This window comes from Vibrio sp. Vb1554 (assembly GCF_033344235.1).
Map to the genome: position 1 here is coordinate 24,020 of NZ_JAWPOJ010000024.1, position 23,380 is coordinate 47,399.

At 46.0% G+C, this 23,380-nt stretch carries 14 protein-coding genes; 4 read left to right on the forward strand and 10 right to left on the reverse strand.

Translation table 11 applies throughout. The features are described 5' to 3' along the window. The 4 genes from R8N28_RS17960 (at position 1) to R8N28_RS17975 (ending at position 6,850) form a co-directional block, all read left to right on the forward strand. Positions 1-891 (forward strand): N-acetylglucosamine kinase, encoded by an 891-nt coding sequence (locus R8N28_RS17960; RefSeq protein ID WP_065274824.1) that lies wholly within the window; start codon positions 1-3, stop codon positions 889-891. Positions 892-899: 8 nt separating this feature from the next. Continuing rightward, the gene (locus R8N28_RS17965) at positions 900-2,819 is read left to right on the forward strand and encodes a beta-N-acetylhexosaminidase (protein WP_065274825.1); all 1,920 of its coding nucleotides are present in this window, start codon (positions 900-902) and stop codon (positions 2,817-2,819) included. Positions 2,820-2,903: 84 nt separating this feature from the next. After that, positions 2,904-5,312 carry a GH36-type glycosyl hydrolase domain-containing protein gene (locus R8N28_RS17970; RefSeq protein WP_206959610.1) on the forward strand — a complete coding sequence of 803 codons (2,409 nt, stop codon included), beginning with the start codon at positions 2,904-2,906 and terminating at the stop codon, positions 5,310-5,312. A 125-nt stretch (positions 5,313-5,437) separates the two neighbouring features. After that, positions 5,438-6,850: a phosphoglucomutase/phosphomannomutase family protein gene (locus R8N28_RS17975; RefSeq protein WP_065274827.1), complete on the forward strand. Its 1,413-nt coding sequence runs from the start codon at positions 5,438-5,440 to the stop codon at positions 6,848-6,850. A gap of 157 nt (positions 6,851-7,007) precedes the next feature. Here R8N28_RS17975 and R8N28_RS17980 read toward each other — a convergent pair whose 3' ends face one another. From R8N28_RS17980 to hrpB, 10 genes are all read right to left on the reverse strand, one after another. Next, complete coding sequence (locus tag R8N28_RS17980; RefSeq protein ID WP_065274828.1) at positions 7,008-8,039, reverse strand: ABC transporter ATP-binding protein; 1,032 nt, start codon at positions 8,037-8,039, stop codon at positions 7,008-7,010. Beyond that, a complete protein-coding gene (locus tag R8N28_RS17985) occupies positions 8,039-9,664 on the reverse strand; it encodes an ABC transporter permease (RefSeq protein WP_065274829.1) in 1,626 nt (541 codons plus the stop codon). The genes R8N28_RS17980 and R8N28_RS17985 overlap by 1 nt, the downstream gene beginning before the upstream one ends. Before the next feature lie 99 nt (positions 9,665-9,763). Beyond that, positions 9,764-10,777 (reverse strand): Fe(3+) ABC transporter substrate-binding protein, encoded by a 1,014-nt coding sequence (locus R8N28_RS17990; protein ID WP_005386566.1) that lies wholly within the window; start codon positions 10,775-10,777, stop codon positions 9,764-9,766. Positions 10,778-10,929: 152 nt separating this feature from the next. Further along, entirely contained in the window at positions 10,930-12,159 is a 1,230-nt protein-coding gene (locus R8N28_RS17995; RefSeq protein ID WP_047102648.1) for an ammonium transporter, read from the reverse strand. A 27-nt stretch (positions 12,160-12,186) separates the two neighbouring features. Next, positions 12,187-12,525, reverse strand: coding sequence for a P-II family nitrogen regulator (locus tag R8N28_RS18000; protein ID WP_005386570.1), 339 nt, complete (start codon positions 12,523-12,525; stop codon positions 12,187-12,189). A gap of 188 nt (positions 12,526-12,713) precedes the next feature. Then, positions 12,714-13,082, reverse strand: a complete 369-nt coding sequence (locus tag R8N28_RS18005) for a YacL family protein (protein WP_065274830.1) — start codon at positions 13,080-13,082, stop codon at positions 12,714-12,716. A gap of 99 nt (positions 13,083-13,181) precedes the next feature. Next, positions 13,182-15,779, reverse strand: coding sequence for a bifunctional aconitate hydratase 2/2-methylisocitrate dehydratase (acnB, locus tag R8N28_RS18010; protein WP_065274831.1), 2,598 nt, complete (start codon positions 15,777-15,779; stop codon positions 13,182-13,184). 268 nt (positions 15,780-16,047) lie between these two features. Beyond that, on the reverse strand, positions 16,048-18,378 hold the full coding sequence (locus R8N28_RS18015) for a patatin-like phospholipase family protein (protein ID WP_065274832.1): 2,331 nt from the start codon (positions 18,376-18,378) through the stop codon (positions 16,048-16,050). A 122-nt stretch (positions 18,379-18,500) separates the two neighbouring features. Then, positions 18,501-20,873, reverse strand: a complete 2,373-nt coding sequence (mrcB, locus tag R8N28_RS18020; RefSeq protein WP_053306758.1) for a penicillin-binding protein 1B — start codon at positions 20,871-20,873, stop codon at positions 18,501-18,503. Next, the gene (hrpB, locus tag R8N28_RS18025) at positions 20,866-23,334 is read right to left on the reverse strand and encodes an ATP-dependent helicase HrpB (RefSeq protein WP_065274833.1); all 2,469 of its coding nucleotides are present in this window, start codon (positions 23,332-23,334) and stop codon (positions 20,866-20,868) included. Before hrpB ends, mrcB begins: the two co-directional genes overlap by 8 nt. Positions 23,335-23,380 lie beyond the last annotated feature (46 nt).

Consider the following 23,380-nt stretch of genomic DNA (forward strand, 5'->3'; position numbering starts at 1 on the left):
ATGGGAATGTATTTTGTCGGTATCGATGGTGGCGGCACGTCATGTCGAGCCAGGATTAAAGATTCACAAGGTAATTTTCTTGGCGAGGCCAAAAGCGGCAGTGCCAACATCATGCTAGGTGCTGAAATAGCAATGGCTTCGATTCTTGAATCCATCACTTCGGCTACCGAGCAAGGCGGTCTGACACAACAAGATTTCGCGTCGATGCACGTCGGCTTAGCCCTTGCTGGCGCAGAGCACAAAGCATCTTGGCAAGCCTTCATGTCTCTTCCTCATCCATTTGCCAGTATGACTCTGAATACCGATGCTTACGGTGCGTGCGTTGGTGCGCACAATGGCGAAGATGGCGCAATCATGATTGCGGGAACCGGTTCTTGTGGCATCTACCTTAACGGATTGGAGCAACATGTTGTCGGTGGTCGTGAGTTCCCTATTTCGGATCAAGGTGGCGGCGCAGCGATGGGGCTACGCCTAGTTCAGCAAGTTTTGTTAGCTGAAGATGGCATCAGAGAAAAAACGCCCCTAGCACAACACGTTATGACGCATTTCGAAAATGAGGTCGACAACGTGGTGACGTGGTCAAAACAGGCGCTTCCTCGTGATTATGGGCAGTTTTCTCCGGCTATTTTCCAACATGCGGAACAAGGCGATGCACTGGCCATTGAAATGCTGAAGCAAACCGCAGCGGATATAGAAATGTTTCTCGTGACATTAAACAAGCGCGGCGCAACACGTATTTGTTTAATGGGCAGCATAGCTGAACGCATTGTACGTTGGCTTTCACCACCAGTTCAGCAATGGATTGTTGAGCCACAGTTTGACGCGATTGAAGGCGCAATTATGTTTGCTGGCAAACCAGAACATAACCTTTACTCGCTCAGTGCGGCGTAGGAGTAGATATGGAATATCGTGTTGATCTCGTAGTCCTTTCTGAGCAGAAACAAAACTGCCGCTTTGGCCTCACCTTTCATAACTTGAGCGACCAAGACCTAAACAGCTGGAGCTTAACTTTCGCTTTCGATCGTTACATTCTTCCAGACAGCGTTTCAAATGGTCAACTGACTCAAATTGGTAGTTTTTGCACACTTAAGCCAGAAGGGCTGGTACTGGCTGCCAACCATCACTATTACTGTGAATTCAGTATTGGTTCAAACCCATTCCGTTATTACTCGGATGGCTTTAATGAAGCGATGATCGACTTTGTCGTTGACGGAAACCCACAGCGCGCACAAGTGGATGTAACTCCTATCGTTTTAGCGTCACCTTACCGTGAACGCAGTGAGATTCCTGCAAGCTTAACCCATGCACAGCCGTTGCTGCCAAAGCCTAATCATATTGAGGTCAGTGACCACTCGTTCACGTTTGACGAGCAAGCTGGCGTGGCAATTTATACTGACTTAGCCAACTCAGCAAAAACGTGGTTACAGGAAGAGCTCCAGCGTATTCATCAGTTTGAGCTTTCTTCATCCAACAGCGGAAAAATCCTGTTCAAAAGTAACCCTACGCTAGATGAAGGCGCTTACAAGTTAAAAGTATCAGAAGAGTCGATCAAGATTGAGGCAGGGTCTTCGTCTGGCTTTACCCATGCTTGTGCGACCTTATTGCAACTACTAAAACGAGACGAGAACACCAACACCATGGAAGTGGTGTGCTGCTCGATCAAAGACAGCCCTCGTTTTCGATACCGCGGCATGATGCTGGATTGTGCTCGTCATTTTCACTCCGTTGAGCAAGTCAAACGCTTGATCAACCAACTGGCTCATTACAAGTTCAATACGTTCCATTGGCATCTCACCGACGATGAGGGTTGGCGAATTGAAATCAAATCACTGCCTCAACTGACCGATATTGGTGCTTGGCGCGGATTGGATGAGATCAATGAACCACAGTACACGCACTTTGATGAACGTTACGGCGGCTTCTACACACAAGAAGACATCAAAGACGTTATCGAATTTGCATCGCAACGCGGCATCACCATCATTCCTGAAATTGATGTACCTGGTCATTGCCGAGCCGCCATCAAGTCGTTACCACACCTATTGGTAGAAGCGGAAGATACCACCGAATACCGCAGTATTCAGCATTACAACGACAACGTCATTAACCCAGCTCTGCCGGGGAGCTATGAATTTATCGACAAAGTGCTAGAAGAAGTCTCTGCGCTTTTTCCTGCGCCTTACGTTCATATTGGTGCCGACGAAGTACCTAACGGCGTATGGTCAAAAAGCCCAGCATGCCAAGCACTAATGGAACAACTGGGTTACAGCGACTACAAAGATTTGCAAGGACACTTCTTGCGTTATGCCGAAGACAAACTTCGTAAATTGGGCAAACGCATGCTGGGCTGGGAAGAAGCTCAACACGGCGACAAAGTCAGTAAAGATACGGTGATCTACTCATGGCTAAGCGAAGAAGCGGCCTTGAACTGTGCTCGCCAAGGCTTTGATGTGGTGCTGCAACCAGCACAAACCACTTACCTAGATATGACCCAAGACTACGCACCTGAAGAACCGGGCGTGGACTGGGCAAACCCACTGCCACTAGAAAAAGCTTACAACTACGAGCCGCTCGCTGAAGTGCCTGCTGACGACCCAATACGTAAGCGCATTTGGGGCATTCAAACAGCATTATGGTGCGAAATTATCAATAACCAACCTCGCATGGACTACATGATCTTCCCTCGTTTAACTGCAATGGCAGAAGCATGTTGGACAGACAAACAACACCGAGATTGGACCGACTATTTATCACGCTTGAAAGGCCATCTACCTCTGCTTGATTTGCAGGGAGTGAATTACCGTAAACCGTGGAAGTAATACAAAACTGATGTCGAAACATCACGCTTGAAGAGTTTTTAAATTTTGGCTGCTGATGCAGCTTCGTAAAAAGGAAAGACACAAATGAAATACGGCTATTTCGATAACGAGAATCGCGAATACGTCATCACTCGCCCTGACGTACCAGCACCATGGACCAACTACCTAGGTACTGAGAAGTTCTGTACGGTTATCTCGCACAACGCGGGTGGCTACTCGTTCTACAACTCTCCAGAATACAACCGTGTTACTAAATTCCGTCCAAATGCGACATTCGATCGCCCAGGACACTACGTTTACTTGCGTGATGATGAGACAGGTGATTACTGGTCAATCTCTTGGCAACCAGTTGCGAAGAGCCTAGACGAAGCAAACTACGAAGTTCGTCACGGCTTGTCTTACTCTAAGTTCAAATGTGAATACAGCGGTATTACCGCAACAAAAACTCTGTTCGTGCCAAAAGGCGAAGACGCTGAAATCTGGGATGTAGTGATTAAAAACACCTCTGACAAACCACGTACGATCAGTGCATTCTCATTTGTTGAGTTCTCATTCAGCCACATTCAATCTGATAACCAAAACCATCAGATGTCTCTGTACTCGGCAGGTACGGCTTACAACGAAGGCGTGATAGAGTACGACCTGTACTACAACACCAACGATTTCGAAGGCTTCTACTACCTAGCTTCAACATTTGCCCCAGATTCATACGACGGCCAACGTGACAGCTTCCTAGGCCTATACCGTGACGAAGCAAACCCGTTAGCAGTAGAACAAGGTAAGTGTTTCAATACAGCGCAAACTTGTTACAACCACTGTGGCTCTTTGCATAAGCAATTTACTATTCAGCCGGGTGAAGAAGTTCGCTTTGCTTACATTCTCGGTATCGGTAAAGGCAACGGAGAGCGTCTGCGTGCTAAGTACCAAGACCTTGCAGAAGTCGACAACGCATTTGCGGGTATCAAAGCACACTGGGATGAGCGTTGTGGCAAGTTCCAAGTGAAATCACCAAACGAAGGTCTAGATACCATGATCAACGCTTGGACGTTATACCAAGCGGAAACGTGTGTGGTGTGGTCTCGCTTTGCTTCATTCATCGAGGTGGGAGGCCGTACTGGTCTTGGTTACCGCGATACAGCGCAAGATGCAATCTCAGTTCCTCACGCTAACCCAGCAATGACGCGCAAACGTATCGTTGACCTACTGCGCGGCCAAGTAAAAGCGGGCTACGGTCTACACCTATTCGATCCAGATTGGTTTGATCCAGAAAAAGCGGATGTTAAACCATCTAAATCTCCAACCGTAGTTCCAACACCTTCTGATGAAGACAAAATTCACGGCATCGAAGACACCTGTTCTGATGATCACCTATGGCTAGTTCCAACCATCTGTAAGTACGTGATGGAAACCGGTGAGCACAGCTTCTTCGACGAAGTGATCCCTTACGCCGACGGTGGCGATGCAACGGTTTATGACCACATGAAAGCCGCGCTAGACTTCTCGGCTGAATACGTAGGTCAAACCGGTATCTGTAAAGGTCTGCGTGCAGACTGGAACGACTGTCTGAACCTAGGTGGCGGCGAATCTTCAATGGTGTCGTTCCTACATTTCTGGGCACTGCAGGAGTTCATCGACCTAGCGAAATACCTAGGTAAGGAAGCCGACGTTGAAAAATACACCGAGATGGCAGCAAACGTGCGTGAAGCGTGTGAAACACACCTTTGGGACGAAGAAGGCGGCTGGTATATCCGTGGTCTAACGAAAAACGGCGAAAAGATCGGTACAGCGCAACAAAAAGAAGGTCGTGTACACCTAGAGTCAAACACACTTGCGGTACTTTCTGGTGCGGTATCTCAAGAGCGCGGCGAAAAAGCGATGGACGCTGTCGATGAGAACCTATTCTCTGAATACGGCCTCCACCTAAACTCACCATCTTTTGCAACACCGAATGATGATATCGGCTTCGTAACTCGTGTTTACCAAGGCGTAAAAGAGAACGGTGCGATCTTCTCGCATCCAAATCCATGGGCTTGGGTAGCTGAAGCGAAACTGGGTCGTGGTGATCGTGCAATGAAGTTCTACGATGCACTTAACCCATACAACCAGAACGACATCATCGAAAAACGTATTGCAGAACCATACTCATACGTACAGTTCATCATGGGTCGTGACCACCAAGACCACGGTCGTGCAAACCACCCATGGTTAACAGGTACGTCAGGCTGGGCTTACTTCGCTGTTACCAACTTTATCCTTGGTGTGCGTACAGGCTTCGATGGCCTAACTATAGATCCATGTATCCCAACGAACTGGCCTGGTTTCGAAGTGACTCGCCAATGGCTAGGAGCAACGTACAACATCAAAGTCGTTAACCCAAACTCAGTAAGCAAAGGCGTTAAGTCGATTACCGTGAACGGTGAAGCTGTAAATGGTGCCTCTGTCCCAGTTCAAGCGGAAGGTTCAGTAAACGAAGTTATCGTTACTCTAGGTTAATCATCTTTTGGAGGAGTCCTTCTCCCCTTTTGATTTATCCGGTGCATTTATGTTTTACAAGTGCATCGGTTCGCTAGCAAAGATTTAAGACGCGGTGGGATGCCGCTCTTATCGAGGATCGAATCATGATCAAATTTGGTACAGGCGGTTGGCGTGCATTTATTGGTGAGGAGTTCACCAAAGATAACGTACGCTTGGTTGCCCAAGCAGTTGCAAACATCACGAATAACGAATCGGTTGCTGATCGCGGTTTTGTGATTGGCTATGACCGTCGTTTTCTTTCCGATAAAGCAGGTCGTTGGTTCGCTGAAGTTCTAGCAGCAAACGGCATTATGGTTAGCTTTATCGACAAATTTGTCCCAACACCTATCGTAATGTTTAAAGCGAAAGAAATGGGCTGCGCATACTCGGCATGTATTACCGCATCACACAACCCTGCCGATTACAACGGCATTAAAGTCTTCATTGAAGGCGGTCGTGACGCAGATGAAATCATCACCCAAAAAATCGAATCACAAATAGACGAGCTCACTGCGCAAGATGTAAAAAGCGTCGACTTTGAACAAGCGGTTGAAGATAAGCTGATTGAAATCATCAATCCGATGAACGAATTCGTTGACTCAATCATCGACTTTATCGACATCGGAGCGATCAAGAAGGCGAATTTACGTGTTTTGATCGACCCAATGTTTGGTGTCGCGAAAAACGCACTGCAAACCGTATTAATCAACGGCCGCTGTGACGTTGATGTGATTAACGATGGCAAAAACCCAGACTTCGGTGGGTTAATGCCTTCGCCAAGCGCTGCAACACTCTACCGTTTGATGCACCTAGTGAAAGAGCAAGGTTACGATATTGGCATCGGTACTGATGGCGATGCGGACCGTCTTGGTATTATCGACGAAAAAGGTAACTTCATTCATCCAAATGAAGTGCTACTGCTGCTTTACTACTACCTACTTGAATACAAAGGCTGGAAAGGCTCCGTGGTACGTAACATCGCAACCACCCACCTTCTCGATAAAGTCGCCGAAGATCATGGCGAGAAATGCTTTGAGGTTCCTGTAGGCTTTAAGCACATCAGCTCCCAAATGGAAGCGGATGACTCACTGATTGGCGGGGAAAGCTCTGGTGGCCTAACCATTCGCGGCCACATCAAAGGTAAAGACGGCGTATTCGCATCAAGCCTATTGGTAGAAATGATTTCAGTAACCGGCAAGAAGCTGTCTGAGTTGCTGGATGAAATCTACGGCAAGTACGGCTATGCCTACATGGCAGAAGGCGATTGCAAGTTCAAACCAGCACAAAAAGACGTACTGTTCAACAAGATTTATGTTGAAAAGCAGTTGCCTGAGTTTGAGTTTGAAATCGAAAAAGTCAGCTATGAAGATGGTGCGAAAGTCTACTTCAAAAACAGCGGTTGGATCATCGCACGCTTCTCTGGCACTGAGCCACTGCTACGAATTTTTGCAGAGATGCAAGATAAGGACACTGCGGAACGTGTTCTTCAACAGTTTAAAGACTTCTTGTTTTTATAACTGAACCTTGTGCCCGCTTCGAGCACTATGGTGAGAGTCGACGCTGTCTGAAAAGGCGCTCATCAACAGGAGAAGAGCACTTGCCCGGCTCCACAGCCGGGCTTTTTTATTGTATGTTGGAAAGTCGTAAACGAGATAGCAAAGATACTCAGGAGCGTTAAGCAAATGCCAGAACGCCTTGCGTTTCAATTTTCACCGCGACGGACTCACCTATATTTAATGCTTGCGAAGCTGTAGCTAACAAACGGTCACCATTCGCGTTAATCACATAACGGCAGTGATCACCCATAAAATGCTGTTCCAATACGGTTACCGAACTATCTTCATCGGATTGAATTTGCACATACTGCGGTCTTAGCAGTAAAGAGCACTCCGCCTGTACTGGAATATCTTGTTGAGCCGTGGCTTCAACCACGCCCAAGTGGGTTTCATATTCTGAATTCGAAACCCGTTTAGCAGCAAGGTAACTGCCACCCCCTAAGAAATCAGCGACAAATTTACTTGAAGGCTGGTAGTAAAGCTCAGATGCTGTGCCATATTGCTCGATGACTCCATTGTTCATCACTGCCATTTTATCGGCGAAAGCAAAAGCCTCTTCACGGCTATGCGTAACAAAAATGGCAGTCACGCCTTGCGCCTTAAAAATCTTACGGATCTCACTTATCAACTCATGGCGAACTTGCGTATCAATATTAGAAAACGGTTCATCCAGTAACAGTAAGTCTGGGCTGTAAGCTAATGAGCGAGCAATCGCAACACGCTGCTGCTGTCCACCAGACAATTGATGAGGATAACGATCGCCATAACCTTGAAGATGCACGAGTTCTAACATCTCTTGAACTTTGGCATTTTTCTCTTTTGTCGAGCACTGCTTTAAGCCAAAGGCAATGTTTTGCTCCACCGTCAAGTGAGGAAAAAGTGCGTAATCTTGGAAAATCATCCCTATATTACGCTGTTCTGGCGGCAACCAGTTTTCCCCATCATCAATTGTGACGCAATTTAGACTCATTTCGCCTGACGTTAACGGCAATAATCCCGCAACGGCCTTTAATAGTGTTGTTTTCCCACAGCCACTAGCTCCTAGCAAACAGACAATCTGCCCTTGTTCTACCTCAAGAGACAATGATTCGAGTACGGTTTGATCATCATATTGGCACGTTAGGTTTTTAATTGATAATGCACAGCTCATCAGTGATTTTGCTCCAGTGAACGGTTAACAACAACAAGCGGGATCAACCCAACAAGAACCAACAGAACCGCTGGCAAAGCGGCCAATTCTAAATGCTCATCCGAGGCGAAGTTATAAACGTATGTGGCTAGTGTTTCAAAGTTAAACGGACGAAGTAACAAAGCCGCATTAAGCTCTTTCATCGACTCGATAAACACTAATAAAGCCGCAATCAGTGCACCGCGCTTAACCAGCGGAAAGTGCACGCGCCACAGCATGACATTGGGCTTACAACCCATAGTGCGCGATGCCATATCTAACGACGGAGAAATTTTATTTAAATTACTTTCGATACTACCAATCGCCACCGCTGAAAAGCGCACAACCATGGCAAAAACCAGGGCGAACATGGAGCCAGAAAAAATAAGTCCCGGTCTTCCCCACTCCATGGCTTTAGCAACGTCGTTGACACGATGATCCATAAACAGCACAGCGACCATCACACCGATGGCTAGTACCGTTCCTGGTACTGCATAGCCCATAGAAGAAAGACGCATAAATGCCAAGCTTTCTCGTTTACCATTGACTCGATGGGTAAAGTTAACGATCAGTGCGACAGCAACACCAATAATCGCAGCAATAACAGACACAACTAAGCTGTTCCATGCGTATTCACGAAACTCTGAGGTCCAACTCTGCGCAAAATAAGTGATCGCATAATCAATCAGCTGTAGTAGCGGCAAAATAAACGCGACCGAAACCAAGCCCCAGCACCAAACCAGTGCGGTCCACTTTTTCCAGCCCGTCAACTCGTAACGAAAATCTTCGTGACTGTTAAATTGGCTTTGAAAAAGCTTTTGTTTACGGCGGCTGTATCGTTCGGCACTAAGAAGCAGTACTACAATGACGAGCATCATGGCAGAAATCTTGGCTGCCGCATTAAGATTAGAGTACCCCAACCAAGTATCGTAGACCGCTGTGGTTAACGTATTCACCGCGAAGTAACTTACCGTACCAAAGTCACCGATGGTCTCCATTGCGACCAATGATAAACCCACTGCGATAGAGGGTCTTACTAACGGCAACGAGATGCGCCAAAAGCTTTCCCATGGAGAGCACTTGAGCAAACGCGCGCTTTGCAATAAAGAGACATTTTGCTCCATAAACGCAGCCCGGCACAATAAATACACGTAAGGATACAACACCAAAGCTAACACAAAGGTCGCGCCAGGCAACGTACGAATGTCAGGGAACCAATACTCGCTAGGTCCCCATCCGGTTACATCACGCAAAAAGATTTGAATCGGGCCAGCAAAATCAAACCAATCCGTAAAAATATAACCAATGATATAACCTGGCATCGCAAGAGGTAGCACCAATGCCCACTGCAACCATTTTTCGGTCGGCAGTTTACACATGGCCATTATCCAAGCGCTTGGAATACCAAGAATTAAGGACAGCACCATTACGCCAACAGTTAGCGCAACCGTGTTAAAAATATAAGTCGGCATGACCGTTGCCATTAAATGAGCAAACAAATCATCCGTTTCACCAATCGCGGTGTAGAAGATCGCTAAGATCGGCAAAACCAGTAGCAGAGTTATTACCCCACTACTGGTTTTCCATAAAGAGTGTTTATCTTTCATCGCCTAATTACTGCAAGGCTGTATGAAATACAAATGCTGTTGCAAATACATCTCATATCCTTTAATCAAATGGGGGTACTGTTATACCCCCACAAGGAATTAAAGGTCAAATTTCACTTCGTCTAATAGCTTAATTGCCGCTTCGTGGTTGGCTGCAATATCGTCTAGAGAAAGCTTGTCTGCTTTAAAGTCACCCCAAGATTCCACAAGCTCAGAACGCTTCACGCCTTCTTTAACTGGGTACTCGTAATTAACTTCTGCGTACATTTGCTGCGCTTTGTCACCCGTTAGGAATTCCATTAGCTTCACAGCATTGTCTTTGTTTGGAGAGTACTTCGCCATCGCCATACCAGAGATATTCACGTGAGTGCCTGTAGTCTCTTGGTTAGGGAAGTTGATGTAAACTGCATCAGCCCAAGCTTTTTGCTCTTTGTCGTTAACCATTTTACCTAGGTAGTAGCTGTTACCTAGAGAAACATCACATAGGCCTTCTTTGATCGCTTTAACTTGTGCACGATCGTTGCCTTGTGGTTTGCGAGCAAGGTTTGCTTTCACACCTTCCAACCACTCTTTGGTTTCTGCTTCGCCATTGTGAGCAATCATTGCTGAAACTAGAGAAACGTTGTACGGGTGCTTACCGCTACGAGTACAAATTTTACCTTTGAACTCTGGCTTAGCTAAGTCTGCGTAGTTGAAATCTGCGCCTAGTTTACCCACGCGATCACGTGATGAATAAACGCTACGAGAACGTAGAGTTAGAGCAAACCACTCATTCTCTTTATCTTGGTATTGAGCAGGTACGTTTTCTTCAATGATTTTGCTATCGACTTTCTGAACTAAACCTTTGTTTGTCAGTTCAGCTAGACGGCTGATGTCTGTCGTAAGAATAACGTCAGCAGGGCTGTACTCACCTTCTTGAGCTAGCTTTTCTGCTAAGCCTTTTTTAGCAAATTTTACGTTTACTTTGATACCAGTTTCTTTAGTGAACTCATTGAACATAGGTTCAACTAGAAAAGGTTGACGGTAAGAGTAGACGTTCACTTCTTCAGCAGCCATTGCTGTTGGAGCTAGAGTAGCGCAAGTTAGTGCTGAAAGAGTTAGCAGTTTTTTCATTGTTTAATCCTTTACCATGCTAATGATAACGTTTATCAGTTGCGTTATTATATGTATGTTCAATAAGAAGACAATGACGAATATTAAAAAACCTGCTCATCGGAGCAGGTTTTATTGTGTTAAGTGTGTAACCATTTATTACAAGCTAATGATTATTTCACCGTAACAAACTCTGGGTAAGCACCAACACCACAATCATGCATGTCCATACCTTCCATTTCTTCATCTTCTGTAACGCGAATCCCGACGGTTGCTTTCAAGATTGCCCACACAACTAGGCTGGCACCAAATACCCAAGCAAAGATAACTACGGCACCTAAAAGCTGAGCACCAAACGTTGCATCACCGTTGCTCAGTGGCACTACCATTAGGCCGAAGAAACCACACACACCATGAACTGAGATAGCACCTACTGGATCGTCAATTTTAAGTTTATCTAGAGCAATGATACTGAATACTACTAGTGCACCCGACACCGCACCAATCGCAACCGCGTACAGTGGTGATGGCGATAGAGGGTCTGCAGTGATGGCAACCAAGCCAGCTAGCGCGCCATTGAGAATCATCGTTAAATCGGCTTTACCCCAAGTAGTTTTACAAACGAATAGCGCCGCAATTGCACCGGCAGCCGCTGCTGCGTTAGTGTTTAGAAAGATCTGACCTACCGCTGTAGCATTCTCAAAATCTGAAACCATCAACTGAGAACCACCGTTAAATCCAAACCAGCCAAACCAAAGGATAAAAGTACCCAACGTTGCCAAAGGCATGTTAGAACCTGGAATCGGATAAATTTCACCATTTTTACCGTACTTACCCTTACGCGCGCCAAGCAGTAACACACCAGCTAGAGCAGCAGAAGCACCTGCCATATGTACGATACCAGAACCCGCAAAGTCACTAAATCCAGCTTCTGCTAGGAAGCCTCCACCCCATGTCCAGTAACCTTCCATTGGATAGATAAACGCAGTTAAAATCGCAGAGAAAATCAAGAAAGACCAAAGCTTCATGCGCTCAGCTACCGCACCAGAAACGACGGACATGGCAGTTGCAACGAAGACAACTTGGAAGAAGAAGTCAGACTCTAAAGAGTGGTCGGCCCCTTCACCTTGAGTACCAATTAACGTACCAAATGAAGGTAACCAGCCTCCTTCTCCATTATCGACATACATGATGTTATAACCGACAATCAGAAACATCGTACATGCGATGGCGTACAAACAGATGTTCTTCGTAAGAATTTCTGTTGTGTTTTTAGAGCGCACAAGGCCAGCCTCTAGCATCGCAAAGCCTGCTGCCATCCACATTACCAACGCACCGGAAATGAGGAAGAAAAAGGTGTCAAGTGCGTAACGTAACTCGGTTACTGTTGTTGCTAATTCCATAATAAGTATCTCCAATCCTTTGAATTCTTAAAGTGCTTCTGCGTCCATTTCGCCAGTTCGGATACGCACCGCTTGGTTCAGATCGTAAACAAAAATTTTACCGTCGCCGATTTTTCCGGTTTGCGCAGCTTTTGTAATTGCTTCAACAACGCGATCTACATTGTCTGCGTGAGTCGCGATTTCAATTTTCACCTTTGGTAGAAAATCGACTTGATACTCTGCACCGCGATACAATTCCGTGTGACCTTTTTGACGACCGAACCCTTTAACTTCTGATACTGTCATCCCTTCGATACCGACATCAGCCAATGCTTCTCGTACATCGTCTAATTTAAACGGCTTAATAATGGCATTGATTATTTTCATTGAGTTATCTCCGAAGCTTTCATCCTGAAACACTTCTTATAATCCAATCTACGTGCCAAGTTTTTAAGTTATTGAATAATAAAAACTAACCTCAATTTACATATCTATAAACAAAAAGAGCGCACCATATCGGTGCGCCCTTTTCACAAATTTAAAGCAACGGCAGAGAAGTTACCCAAAACTGTGCATTAAATGTTCAAAAAGTCTTTCCACTGTTCGATAAGTGCCATGAAATCCTCTATCCCACAACTTGCTGTACTTTCTGCATTGTAGAAGTCGAACTCACTTTCCATCTCGACATCATATTCATGGGCTAATGCGTTTTCTTGTACAAGAACTTCGTCGCCCTGAATCATCAAGCTAATTTCCGTGCCTGTTAGGTTATGCTCCTGAGAAGGCGCTGAAAATGACCGCTCAATTAGCTTTTCAACCTGTGCAATCTTCATCGGCTCTTTGCCAATTTCTTCTTGCAACCAGCGCCCTACAATCTCATGTCCCATGCTACATTTTACGTAGTACTCGCCCATCAACGTGTTACGAATGAATTCAAATTCCACCGAGATTGCCTATTTCGTATCAATTTGGTGCGAGTATAGCGAATTGCTCCCATAAAAAAAGCACCTCATATGAGGTGCTTTTGAATTGTGCATTTCTGATTATGCCGGTTCTTGGAAGATCACTTCTTCCGCTTTCTTGGTGTATTGATCCATTTTATGGAAGTTCAAGTAGCGGTATGTATCCGTTGCCGTAGCGTCGATTTGCTTCGCGTATTCTAGGTATTCTTCTTTGGTTGGAATCTTACCTAGAATTGCACCTACTGCAGCTAGCTCAGCTGACGATAGGTAAACATTCGCCCCAGTACCCAGACGGTTCGGGAAGTTACGCGTTGAAGTCGACATTACTGTTGATTTATCTGCAACACGTGCTTGGTTACCCATACAAAGTGAACACCCTGGCGTTTCAATACGAACCCCTGCACGTCCGAAGATACCGTAGTAGCCTTCTTCAATCAGTTGGTCTTTATCCATCTTTGTTGGTGGCGCTACCCAAAGGCGCGTTGCTAACTGGCCATTGAACTTATCAAGCAATTTACCTGCTGCGCGGAAGTGACCGATGTTCGTCATACAAGAACCGATGAACACTTCATCAATCGCTGTGCCTTGTACTTCAGACAACAAACGAGCGTCATCTGGGTCATTCGGTGCACATAGTACTGGCTCATTGATTTCAGCCATATCGATTTCAATCACATGTGCGTATTCAGCGTCTTTATCTGCTTGCATCAGCTCAGGGTTTGCTAGCCACTCTTGCATTGCTGTAATGCGGCGCTCGATAGTACGGCGATCACCGTAGCCTTCAGAGATCATCCACTTCAGCATCACGATGTTAGAGTTTAAGTACTCTTCGATCGACTCTTGAGACAATTTCACAGTACAACCTGCCGCCGAACGCTCTGCAGATGCATCAGAAAGCTCAAATGCTTGCTCAACCGTTAGCGTTTCTAAGCCTTCAATCTCAAGGATACGGCCAGAAAATTCGTTGATCTTGCCCGCTTTCTCTACCGTTAGTAGACCTTGCTGAATCGCGTAGTAAGGGATGGCATGAACAAGATCACGCAGTGTAATACCCGGTTGCATTTCACCTTTAAAACGAACCAAGATTGACTCTGGCATGTCTAGCGGCATAACGCCTGTCGCAGCTGCAAAGGCAACCAAGCCCGAGCCTGCTGGGAATGAAATACCCAGAGGGAAACGAGTATGTGAGTCCCCACCCGTACCGACAGTATCCGGTAGTAGCATACGGTTTAGCCATGAGTGGATAATACCGTCACCAGGACGAAGAGATACACCACCGCGGTTCATAATAAAGTCCGGAAGTGTATGGTGAGTGTTAACGTCTACTGGTTTTGGATAAGCCGATGTGTGACAGAAAGACTGCATGACAAGATCAGCAGAGAAGCCGAGACACGCCAAGTCTTTAAGTTCATCACGAGTCATAGGGCCAGTAGTATCTTGCGAACCTACTGTCGTCATTTTCGGCTCACAGTAGGTTCCAGGACGGATGCCTTCTACGCCACATGCTTTACCAACCATTTTCTGTGCAAGCGTGTAGCCTTTACCAGAATCTGCGATTTCACCAGGTTTGCGGAATACGTCCGAAGGCTCAAGACCTAGCGATTGACGCGCTTTGTCTGTCAAACCACGACCGATGATCAATGGGATACGACCACCAGCACGAACTTCATCAATCAGTACTTCTGTTTTTAGCGAGAACTCAGCTAGAACCTCACCAGTTTCGTGGTTGCAAACTTTACCTTCATATGGGTAAACATCGATAACATCGCCCATGTTGAGCTTAGTTACGTCAACTTCGATTGGTAGTGCGCCAGCATCTTCCATTGTGTTAAAGAAGATAGGGGCAATTTTGCCACCAAGCACATACCCACCAGCTCGTTTGTTTGGAACGTAAGGGATATCATCACCCATAAACCAAAGCACTGAGTTTGTTGCCGATTTACGTGAAGAGCCAGTACCAACAACATCACCAACGTAAACCAATTGATGACCTTTGTCTTTTAACTCTTCAATTTGCTTGATCGGGCCAATAGTACCCGGTTGATCAGGGTTTATTCCTTCACGCTCGTTTTTAAGCATCGCCAGTGCGTGTACTGGAATATCAGGGCGAGACCAAGCGTCAGGTGCAGGTGAAAGGTCATCCGTGTTCGTTTCACCTGTTACTTTAAATACGGTTAGAGTGACTTTTTCTTCAAGCTTAGGCTTAGAAAGGAACCACTCAGCATCAGCCCATGATTGAAGTACTTTCTGTGCATGCGCATTGCCAGCTTTCGCTTTCTCTTCTACGTCATAGAAAGCATCAAACATCAGCAGCGTATGAGACAGCGCTTTTACTGCGATCTCTGCCAGTGCTTCATCATCCAATAGCTCAACTAGCGGTTCGATGTTGTAACCACCTTGCATAGTGCCTAGCAGTTCAGCCGCTTTTTCACGACTCACTAATGGTGATTTAACTTCACCTTTTGCTACTGCTGTTAGGAAACCCGCTTTTACATAAGCAGCTTCATCAACACCTGGAGGGATACGGTTTTCAAGTAGGTCAAGAATGACTTCTTCTTCACCTTGCGGGGGATTTTTCAGAAGTTCTACAAGTCCAGCAACTTGTTCTGCGTCTAGCGGTTTAGGAACAACTCCTTCAGCAGCACGCTCTTCGACGTGTTTACGGTAGGCTTCAAGCACGACTTTTTCCTCTCATTGCGGTTCCTCCTCTATTATTACTATTGTTAAAGTAAAGGAGTGAACATCCTTGGAAACTTGGCTCTCCATTGCCCTTGTTTTCATTCAATTATGATTGAGAAACAGCGCCGTAGAGGCCAAACTGTGGGCAAAATAATAGCAAATTTAACCTTAAATTAAAATCTTATCATTTTGACCAACATAGCAACTTACGACTAAAGTTCTGCTAATTTTGACCAAATATGCCAAGTTTTTGCTTTCTCATACCCGGTTAATTAAACGATGTTCCTACGATCAAATACACAGCATCCAAATCTTGCTCGGTACGACCGTATGCCAACATTATTGGTCCTATTGGTGAGTCAACACCAAAGAAGATGGAACCAGCATTGTAAAGCGGCGCTTCGTTTAGTTTCAGATCATTATCAGACCAAACACCGCCATATTCGACCGATGCGCCCAGGTAGACTGGAGCTTCAAACAATCCGAAATCATTATCAAACCACTTATATCGGTACACCAAACTGCTGAAAAATAAGTTCTGTCCGATCAGGCTATTTCTTGGGATTCCCGATAGGCTTAAAAAGCCGCCCAACTCTCTGGGATCAAGCGGTAAAGATGAGTTTTTACTCTCTACAAAACTATATTCAGCATGTCCGACTAAAGTATGACGCTGATGACTCACTGCACCTTTAAATCGTGCAGAGATTTCATAAACGGTATCTTCAATAATTTTGTCAGTTTCTAAAAGGCTAACGCCTTGAGGACTTTGATCATGAGACACTAAATATTCGAGATCGACTAAAAGCCCACGAGTCGGAAATGCGAAATCATCAAGTGTATCTAGGCGATAATTGGCAAACAGGCCACGACGTTCAAAATCCAATTTACCAGCAGAAGCCAAAGTAGAAAGCTCAATATCTCCGGTTGAGTAGCGAGCGCCAAATCGAAGTTCTTGCCACAATGTGGATTGGATACCTATCGCTAACTCTGTTGTAAAATCATCGTAAGTGACCGGAAAAAAGTCATTTACTGACTCTAAATCTGGTGCTTGAGGCTCTGTTAAAGGTAAGTTTCGGCTCTCACTACCATAGGAAATTCGCCCCGATACAAAAAGTTCTTGGCTAGATAAAACAGGGGAATACAACTCAGCTTCAATCAGCTTATCCGTGCCCATTTCTACGTTGAACGCCAACTCCGCGCCATGAGAGTTTAAATTGGTGAAGTTGGTCGATATTCCTATGCCGTACTGGCTATCTGTATCGAAGTCATCTTCAAGAAAAAATCGGAAGTTGAGATAATTAGGCCCCCACGACTTCTCGTTAACATCAAAAACCAACAATGTCTCACCATCAACCTCTTCAAAGTGATAAGTGATGAGCTCGAACCGATCTAACGCGTAGAGGTTTTCAACGGCTTTCTCAATTTCGGCCGTTGAAATACGACGTCCGGTTTCTAGTTCAATACGATTCGTCAACAACACATCGCTGTAGTGCGTATTATTAACAATCACTATGTCATCAACCACACGCTGATCGCCATAAATCAAAGTTTTACGAACTTCTTGTTTGCGATCGATGTATTTTTGATAGTCCGCATTGGACAAGCGCAACCCTTTCAGCTTGTCTTTTAACTGCTTGGTAATATCGTACCCAGCTTGAAAAGCCCAAGGCATTTTGTCGAACTCGACAGTTTCCATGGTGCCCACATTGGGACGAATATAGATATCTTGAGGTTCAAGCTCGTCCACTTGCTGTTGTGTACTACGACGAACGAGATAGTTAGAGAGTTGGTCCGCGACAGTAAACAGCCCCGTAAATTCATCTTCGGTTTTGTAATCGGTGCTAATATCGACGGCAATAACGACATCAGCCCCCATGGCGCGAGCCACATCGACAGGCATGTTATTGACGACACCGCCATCAACAAGCATATGGCCATTGAGCTTATAAGGAGGAAGCGCTCCTGGTACAGACATGCTAGCCATCATGGCGTCCACAAGGTAACCATTGCCCAGTACGACTTCTTCTAGGGCAAGAATATCAGTCGCAACAGAACGATAAGGAATGGCAAGATCATCAAAAGAATCGAATCGCCCTAAGTTCCCTGTAGTCTCACGCAATACTCGCAACATGTTCTGGCCTTGCACCACACCCGTTGGTGCTCGTACCTCACCGAACCTTAAGCCGAGATCGGTATTAATTTGATAGCGGTCTTCATACTCTTTGTCACGAACTCGACGTTGGCTACGGTCAACACGATCTCGATAACCGCTGCCCCAATCGACGGTGTAGATAAAACTCTCGATTTCATCAGCACTCATACCCGTGGCATAAAGCCCACCCACATAGGCGCCCATACTGGTACCGGTCACAATATCCACAGGGATCTGCATTTCTTCCAATGCTTTTAAAACTCCAATGTGTGCCGCCCCTTTCGCTCCGCCACCAGCGAGCACAACCGCCACCTTTGGTCGAGGTTCCAAGTCATCCGTTTTTGTTAGAGAGTTTGCGAGGGAAACAGAAGGAGTGATCATCAAAAAGGTACTAACCCAAAGCGCAAAGTTGCGAACCGATGGGCTTGATAACAGCTTTTTGAACATTCACTTCTTCCTTTATTGAATATCTGATCAAGTAGGGCGTGCTAGCAGTACTGTACTAACACGCCCTAATATGTACTAAGAATTAATCAGATAAACAAGCTAATGTTGTTGATTTGGCGATGCTACCAATCAAATATGCTATTTAACCAGTTTGATTTCTTCTCACACTGTTGCTTTATCTGACCGGTTTTATCCCAAATCGGCAGTTTGTAATCACTACGGCAGTTCATTTCTAAACCTCCATCAGATGTAGGCTTGAACCCTAATGTGGTGATTTCTCTTGGCCATGGGAGCTCTAAACGCTCAGGAATACGCTGCTTCAAGTACTCTGCGTACACTCGTAATGCACCACTCGACCCTGTTAGATTCACGGGTTTATTATCGTCACGGCCTAGCCAAATTGTCGTCACCTCACGACCATCAACACCGACAAACCAACTATCGCGGTTGTCATTACTGGTACCCGTTTTTCCTGCCAATGCAGCCCAACCAAACTGGCTTTGTAAGAAGCGGCCAGTGCCTTGAGCAACCCCTTGTTTCATCGCGTAGGTCGTTAGCCATGCAGCTTGTTCATCCACGGCTCTTGATGAACGAGGCAAGGATTGATACAGCACATTACCTTCCATATCCATGACTGAGCGCAGAGCGGTCAGTTTTGCACGCTTACCTGAATTCGTCAGAGTCTGATACATCTGTGCAACTTCGAATGGCGTCAAAGAAAACGAACCCAAAAACATCGAAGGCACTGGGCGAATTTCGTCTTTGTTCACGCCCAAACGCTCTAAAGTATTGGACACTTCAGGAATGCCAAGTGCCATACCTAAGCGCACGGTCGGTACGTTAAGTGATTTCGCTAAAGCAATGTAAAGTGGCACATCACCACGATATTTTCTATCGTAGTTGCGCGGCGTCCACACGTTACCTTTACTGCTCTTCAGACTTAACGGCGTGTCGTGTAGCGTCGTGCCTAGGTTGTATTTATCCGGTTGTTCTAGAGCCGTTAAGTAAATCGCTGGTTTCACTAAAGAACCAATCGGACGACTGGCATTGAGCGCGCGGTTAAAGCCTTCATAACCGACACGTTTACCACCTACCATCGCACGGATTTCACCACTATGGCGATCAACGGCCACAGCTGCGGCTTCTAACTCTTTACCACCCCGTTTAGCTAGTTCTGGGATCTTTTTCGCGATAGCTTGTTCCATTTTGCTTTGCGATACTGGGTCCAGAGACGTAAATACGCGCAGTCCGGTCTCTGCCTTAAATCGCTCCCCAACTTTTTCTTTTAATTCAATACTCAATTGTTGGAAATAAGCTGGCTGACGGCTCGCAATACGTGGCTTGCTTTGCGTATCGAGTGGACGACTTACAGCTTGTTCATACTGCTCTGAAGTCAACATGTTTTGCTGCATTAACAGGCGCAGAACGAGATCACGACGCTCTTTCGTTCTCTCAGGGTAACGAATTGGGTTGTAGTAAGACGGTCCTTTTACCATCCCAACTAACATCGCCAATTGATCGATTCGCAACTCCTGAATTGGCTGCCCAAAATAATAACGCGACGCCAAGCCAAACCCGTGGATCGCTTCACCTCCACTTTGACCTAGGTACACTTCGTTTAGGTAGGCTTCTAAGATACGATCTTTGCTGTAACGGTAATCCAAAATTAGCGCGATATACGCTTCTCGAACTTTACGCCACAGTGTTTTATCACGAGTCAAAAACAGGTTTTTTGCCAATTGCTGAGTCAGCGTACTACCACCTTGAACAGTACGACCCGCCTTAATGTTCGCAACCAATGCACGTGCAATCGCGAGCGGTGACACCCCGTCATGTTGATAAAAATCCCGGTCTTCGGTCGCAAGCAGTGCATCCACCAAAATTTCAGGGAACTGATCACGACGTAAGAAAAGGCGCTGTTCATCACGGTCTTTCTCCAGCATGCCCAACATCTTCGGTTCTAGGCGCAAGTAACCAAGGTCTCCTCGAGATTCTAAAGACTGAATACGTTGCAAGCCGGAATCAGAGAAATGCAGCATAATGTGACGATCCGGCTCGGGACCATCGGCAAACTCGAATGGACGACGAATCAATTCAATCCGAGTGGAAGAAGAGGAATATTCGCCTGGGTAACGAGGTTGACTCACTTTACGGTAATTCAACACATCTAGCTCGTTGCGCAGTTCTTGGATGGTGATATTCTCACCAGGGCTTAGATTCAAGATACGGGCATAAACCACCGTTGGCAGCTCAAACAGCTGACCTTCAAAGCGTTCTTTCACCACACTATCTAAGTAAATCCCAACAAACAGCAAAACAGCGGCAAGTGCAACGCCAGCTTTCCAGCTAAACGACCACAGAACTTTCAACCACGAACGTTTCTCGTTAGTCGGCTTTTTACTCGGCGTACGTCGAGTCTGTTTTGCGGTTCCTTTATTGGTTGTACTTTTCTTCGCTGGCGCTTTTTTCGCGCTAGGCTTCTTGCTGTCAGTCATTATTCAATTGTCTTTTTGTTTTCGTTGTTGCTACATGATTGGCAGGATCATCTGGCCAAACGTGTTTTGGGTAGCGCCCTTTCATCTCTTTTTGAACGTCTTTGTAGCTTCCGTTCCAGAAAGCCGCCAAGTCCGACGTTACTTGCAATGGACGTTGTGCCGGTGAAAGCAGTTCAAGCACCAAACGCTTGCGGCCAAGAGCTACCGTTGGGGAACCACTCTCCCCAAATACTTCTTGCATACGCACCGATAATATCGGCTCGTGGCCATATTGGTAACGGATACGCTTCTTTGAACCTGTGGGTAGTTGGTAATGCTCAGGTAACCATTCATCCAGTTGTTGATTGAGTGGCCAACCTAATAGAGCATTAAGCGCTTCGACCAAGTTTATCTTGCTCAGGTCTTTAACCGAGCTGACAGACGTCATGTATGGTTCTAACCACTCCTCTAATGAATCCAGCAAACTGGCTTCATCAAACACTGGCCATGACTGCTCAGGTAACCATTCCACCGCACAACGAATCCGAGCCAACAAGCTCTCCGCTGCCGGTGTCCAGTTTAGACTCTGTAAGCCCTGGCGGCGGACATACGTGAGTAAAGCTTGTGTCATTTTTTCTTTGCCCGGGCTTGGCAACGGCTCGCGTTCAACGACCAGCAGACCGAGTTTTGTTTGTCGCTCAGCTATTAGACGGCCTCTTTTTTCATCCCAGTCCACTACTTCTTCAGACGAAAATAGCGTATCAAAGGTCGTTCGCAATATATTGACATCCAATTCACATGCCGAATGAATTTGACTTGAATTAGAATGAGAACGCATTAAGTCAACGGCAACCAAATACTCACAGCCACCTAGCATGTCTTCCTGATGACATTCTGCACCATGACCATTAGCCAAAGTAAATCGCCCAAATTGATTTGTGCGCTGCTGCGCAATGCGATCTGGAAATGCCAAACTTAACACCAGCGGTAATGCATCTTCATCCACGCCTTTCAGGTCAAATACCGTATCCAATTTGTACGCCAGAGATTGAGCACGCTTGAACAACATCGACTTTTTTGGATGAGTACCAACAAGCCAACGATGCAAGCTATGAGCGATATTGGTAACATTTCTCTCTGGCTCTTCAATCAGTGCGACCGCCGCCAAAGCAGCATTTAACATCTTATCACTGTAAGATAGCGCTTTAATTAGCATCGCAGCCGCACGAGGCTCAACGCCTAGTTCATGCGCCTGTTTTCCTTCGGACGTTAATTGCCCTTTTTCCGTCAGTAGTCCCAATGACACCAATAGCTGCTTCGCTTGTTCCAATGACGCATTAGCGGGAACATCAAGCCACTTTAGATCGTGGATATCACCCGTTCCCCAAAAGGCAAGCTCCATAACTAAACTAGCCAAATCGGAATGCAAAATTTCGGGTAGGGGAACCAGCGGTTGCTGCTTGAACTGGCTTTCAGAATAAAGACGAACACAAATGCCCTCTTCTATTCGTCCCGCTCGTCCTGCACGCTGAATCGCTGAAGACTGTGCAATGCGTGTTTGCTCTAAGCGTGTTAAACCGTTTTTCAAATCAAAGCGGGCAATACGCTCTAACCCAGAATCAACCACGAGGCGAATGCCTTCAATCGTTAGTGAAGTTTCTGCAATGTTGGTCGCTAGAACGACTTTACGCTTACCTTGTTCTGCTGGCGTAATCGCTTTTTGTTGATCTGCAAAACTCAGTTGACCATAAAGTGGGCATATGTCGATATCATCCGCTAAATGAGACAACCGCTCTTCAACTTGTTTTATGGCACCAACACCCGGCAGGAAAGCCAACAAAGATCCGGACTCTTTGTTCATAAGACTTTCTATTGTTTTTGCCATACTCGTAGGTAAATGCTCGTTCACACCTAACGGCTGGTAGCGCATTGCCACATCAAAGCTGCGCCCTTCAGATTCAATGTAACTGGCTTCCGGCAACAACGATTGTAATGCTTGTTGGTCAAGCGTTGCCGACATTACCACCAGCTTGAGATCGTCTCGCAATGTCTCTTGAACTTCTAAACTGAATGCCAAAGCGGTATCGGCATGAATGCTGCGTTCATGAAACTCATCAAAGATCAGTAGATCAACCCCATCCAGTTCAGGGTCAGTTTGGATCATCCTGGTCATGATCCCTTCGGTCACGATCTCCAGCTGCGTTGCAGAACTTACCTTTGCCTCGCCACGAACTCGATAACCCACGCGTTGACCAACTTGTTCTCCCAATTGCTCAGCAAGATAACGGGCAATGTTACGCGCCGCGAGTCGTCTTGGCTCAAGCATGATGATTTTTCCAGCAACCGAATGATTTAAGAGTAACTGCAAAGGGAAGTAAGTCGACTTACCGGCACCAGGCGCCGCTTTTAAGATCACTTGATGTTGATTTTTGACCGCCGTCAGCAACTCAGGCATCACGGCTTCAATCGGCAATTGTGACAAAGGAAATACCTTATGGTGTAATGGTGGCAACATTGTACATAAAAAA

Bases quoted from the DNA above. Each gene is read 5' to 3' on its own strand.
- R8N28_RS17960 (WP_065274824.1), top strand. From the start codon at position 1: ATGGGAATGTATTTTGTCGGTATCGATGGTGGCGGCACGTCATGTCGA.
- R8N28_RS17965 (WP_065274825.1), top strand. From the start codon at position 900: ATGGAATATCGTGTTGATCTCGTAGTCCTTTCTGAGCAGAAACAAAAC.
- R8N28_RS17970 (WP_206959610.1), top strand. From the start codon at position 2,904: ATGAAATACGGCTATTTCGATAACGAGAATCGCGAATACGTCATCACT.
- R8N28_RS17975 (WP_065274827.1), top strand. From the start codon at position 5,438: ATGATCAAATTTGGTACAGGCGGTTGGCGTGCATTTATTGGTGAGGAG.
- R8N28_RS17980 (WP_065274828.1), bottom strand. From the start codon at position 8,039: ATGAGCTGTGCATTATCAATTAAAAACCTAACGTGCCAATATGATGAT.
- R8N28_RS17985 (WP_065274829.1), bottom strand. From the start codon at position 9,664: ATGAAAGATAAACACTCTTTATGGAAAACCAGTAGTGGGGTAATAACT.
- R8N28_RS17990 (WP_005386566.1), bottom strand. From the start codon at position 10,777: ATGAAAAAACTGCTAACTCTTTCAGCACTAACTTGCGCTACTCTAGCT.
- R8N28_RS17995 (WP_047102648.1), bottom strand. From the start codon at position 12,159: ATGGAATTAGCAACAACAGTAACCGAGTTACGTTACGCACTTGACACC.
- R8N28_RS18000 (WP_005386570.1), bottom strand. From the start codon at position 12,525: ATGAAAATAATCAATGCCATTATTAAGCCGTTTAAATTAGACGATGTA.
- R8N28_RS18015 (WP_065274832.1), bottom strand. From the start codon at position 18,378: ATGTTCAAAAAGCTGTTATCAAGCCCATCGGTTCGCAACTTTGCGCTT.
- mrcB (WP_053306758.1), bottom strand. From the start codon at position 20,873: ATGACTGACAGCAAGAAGCCTAGCGCGAAAAAAGCGCCAGCGAAGAAA.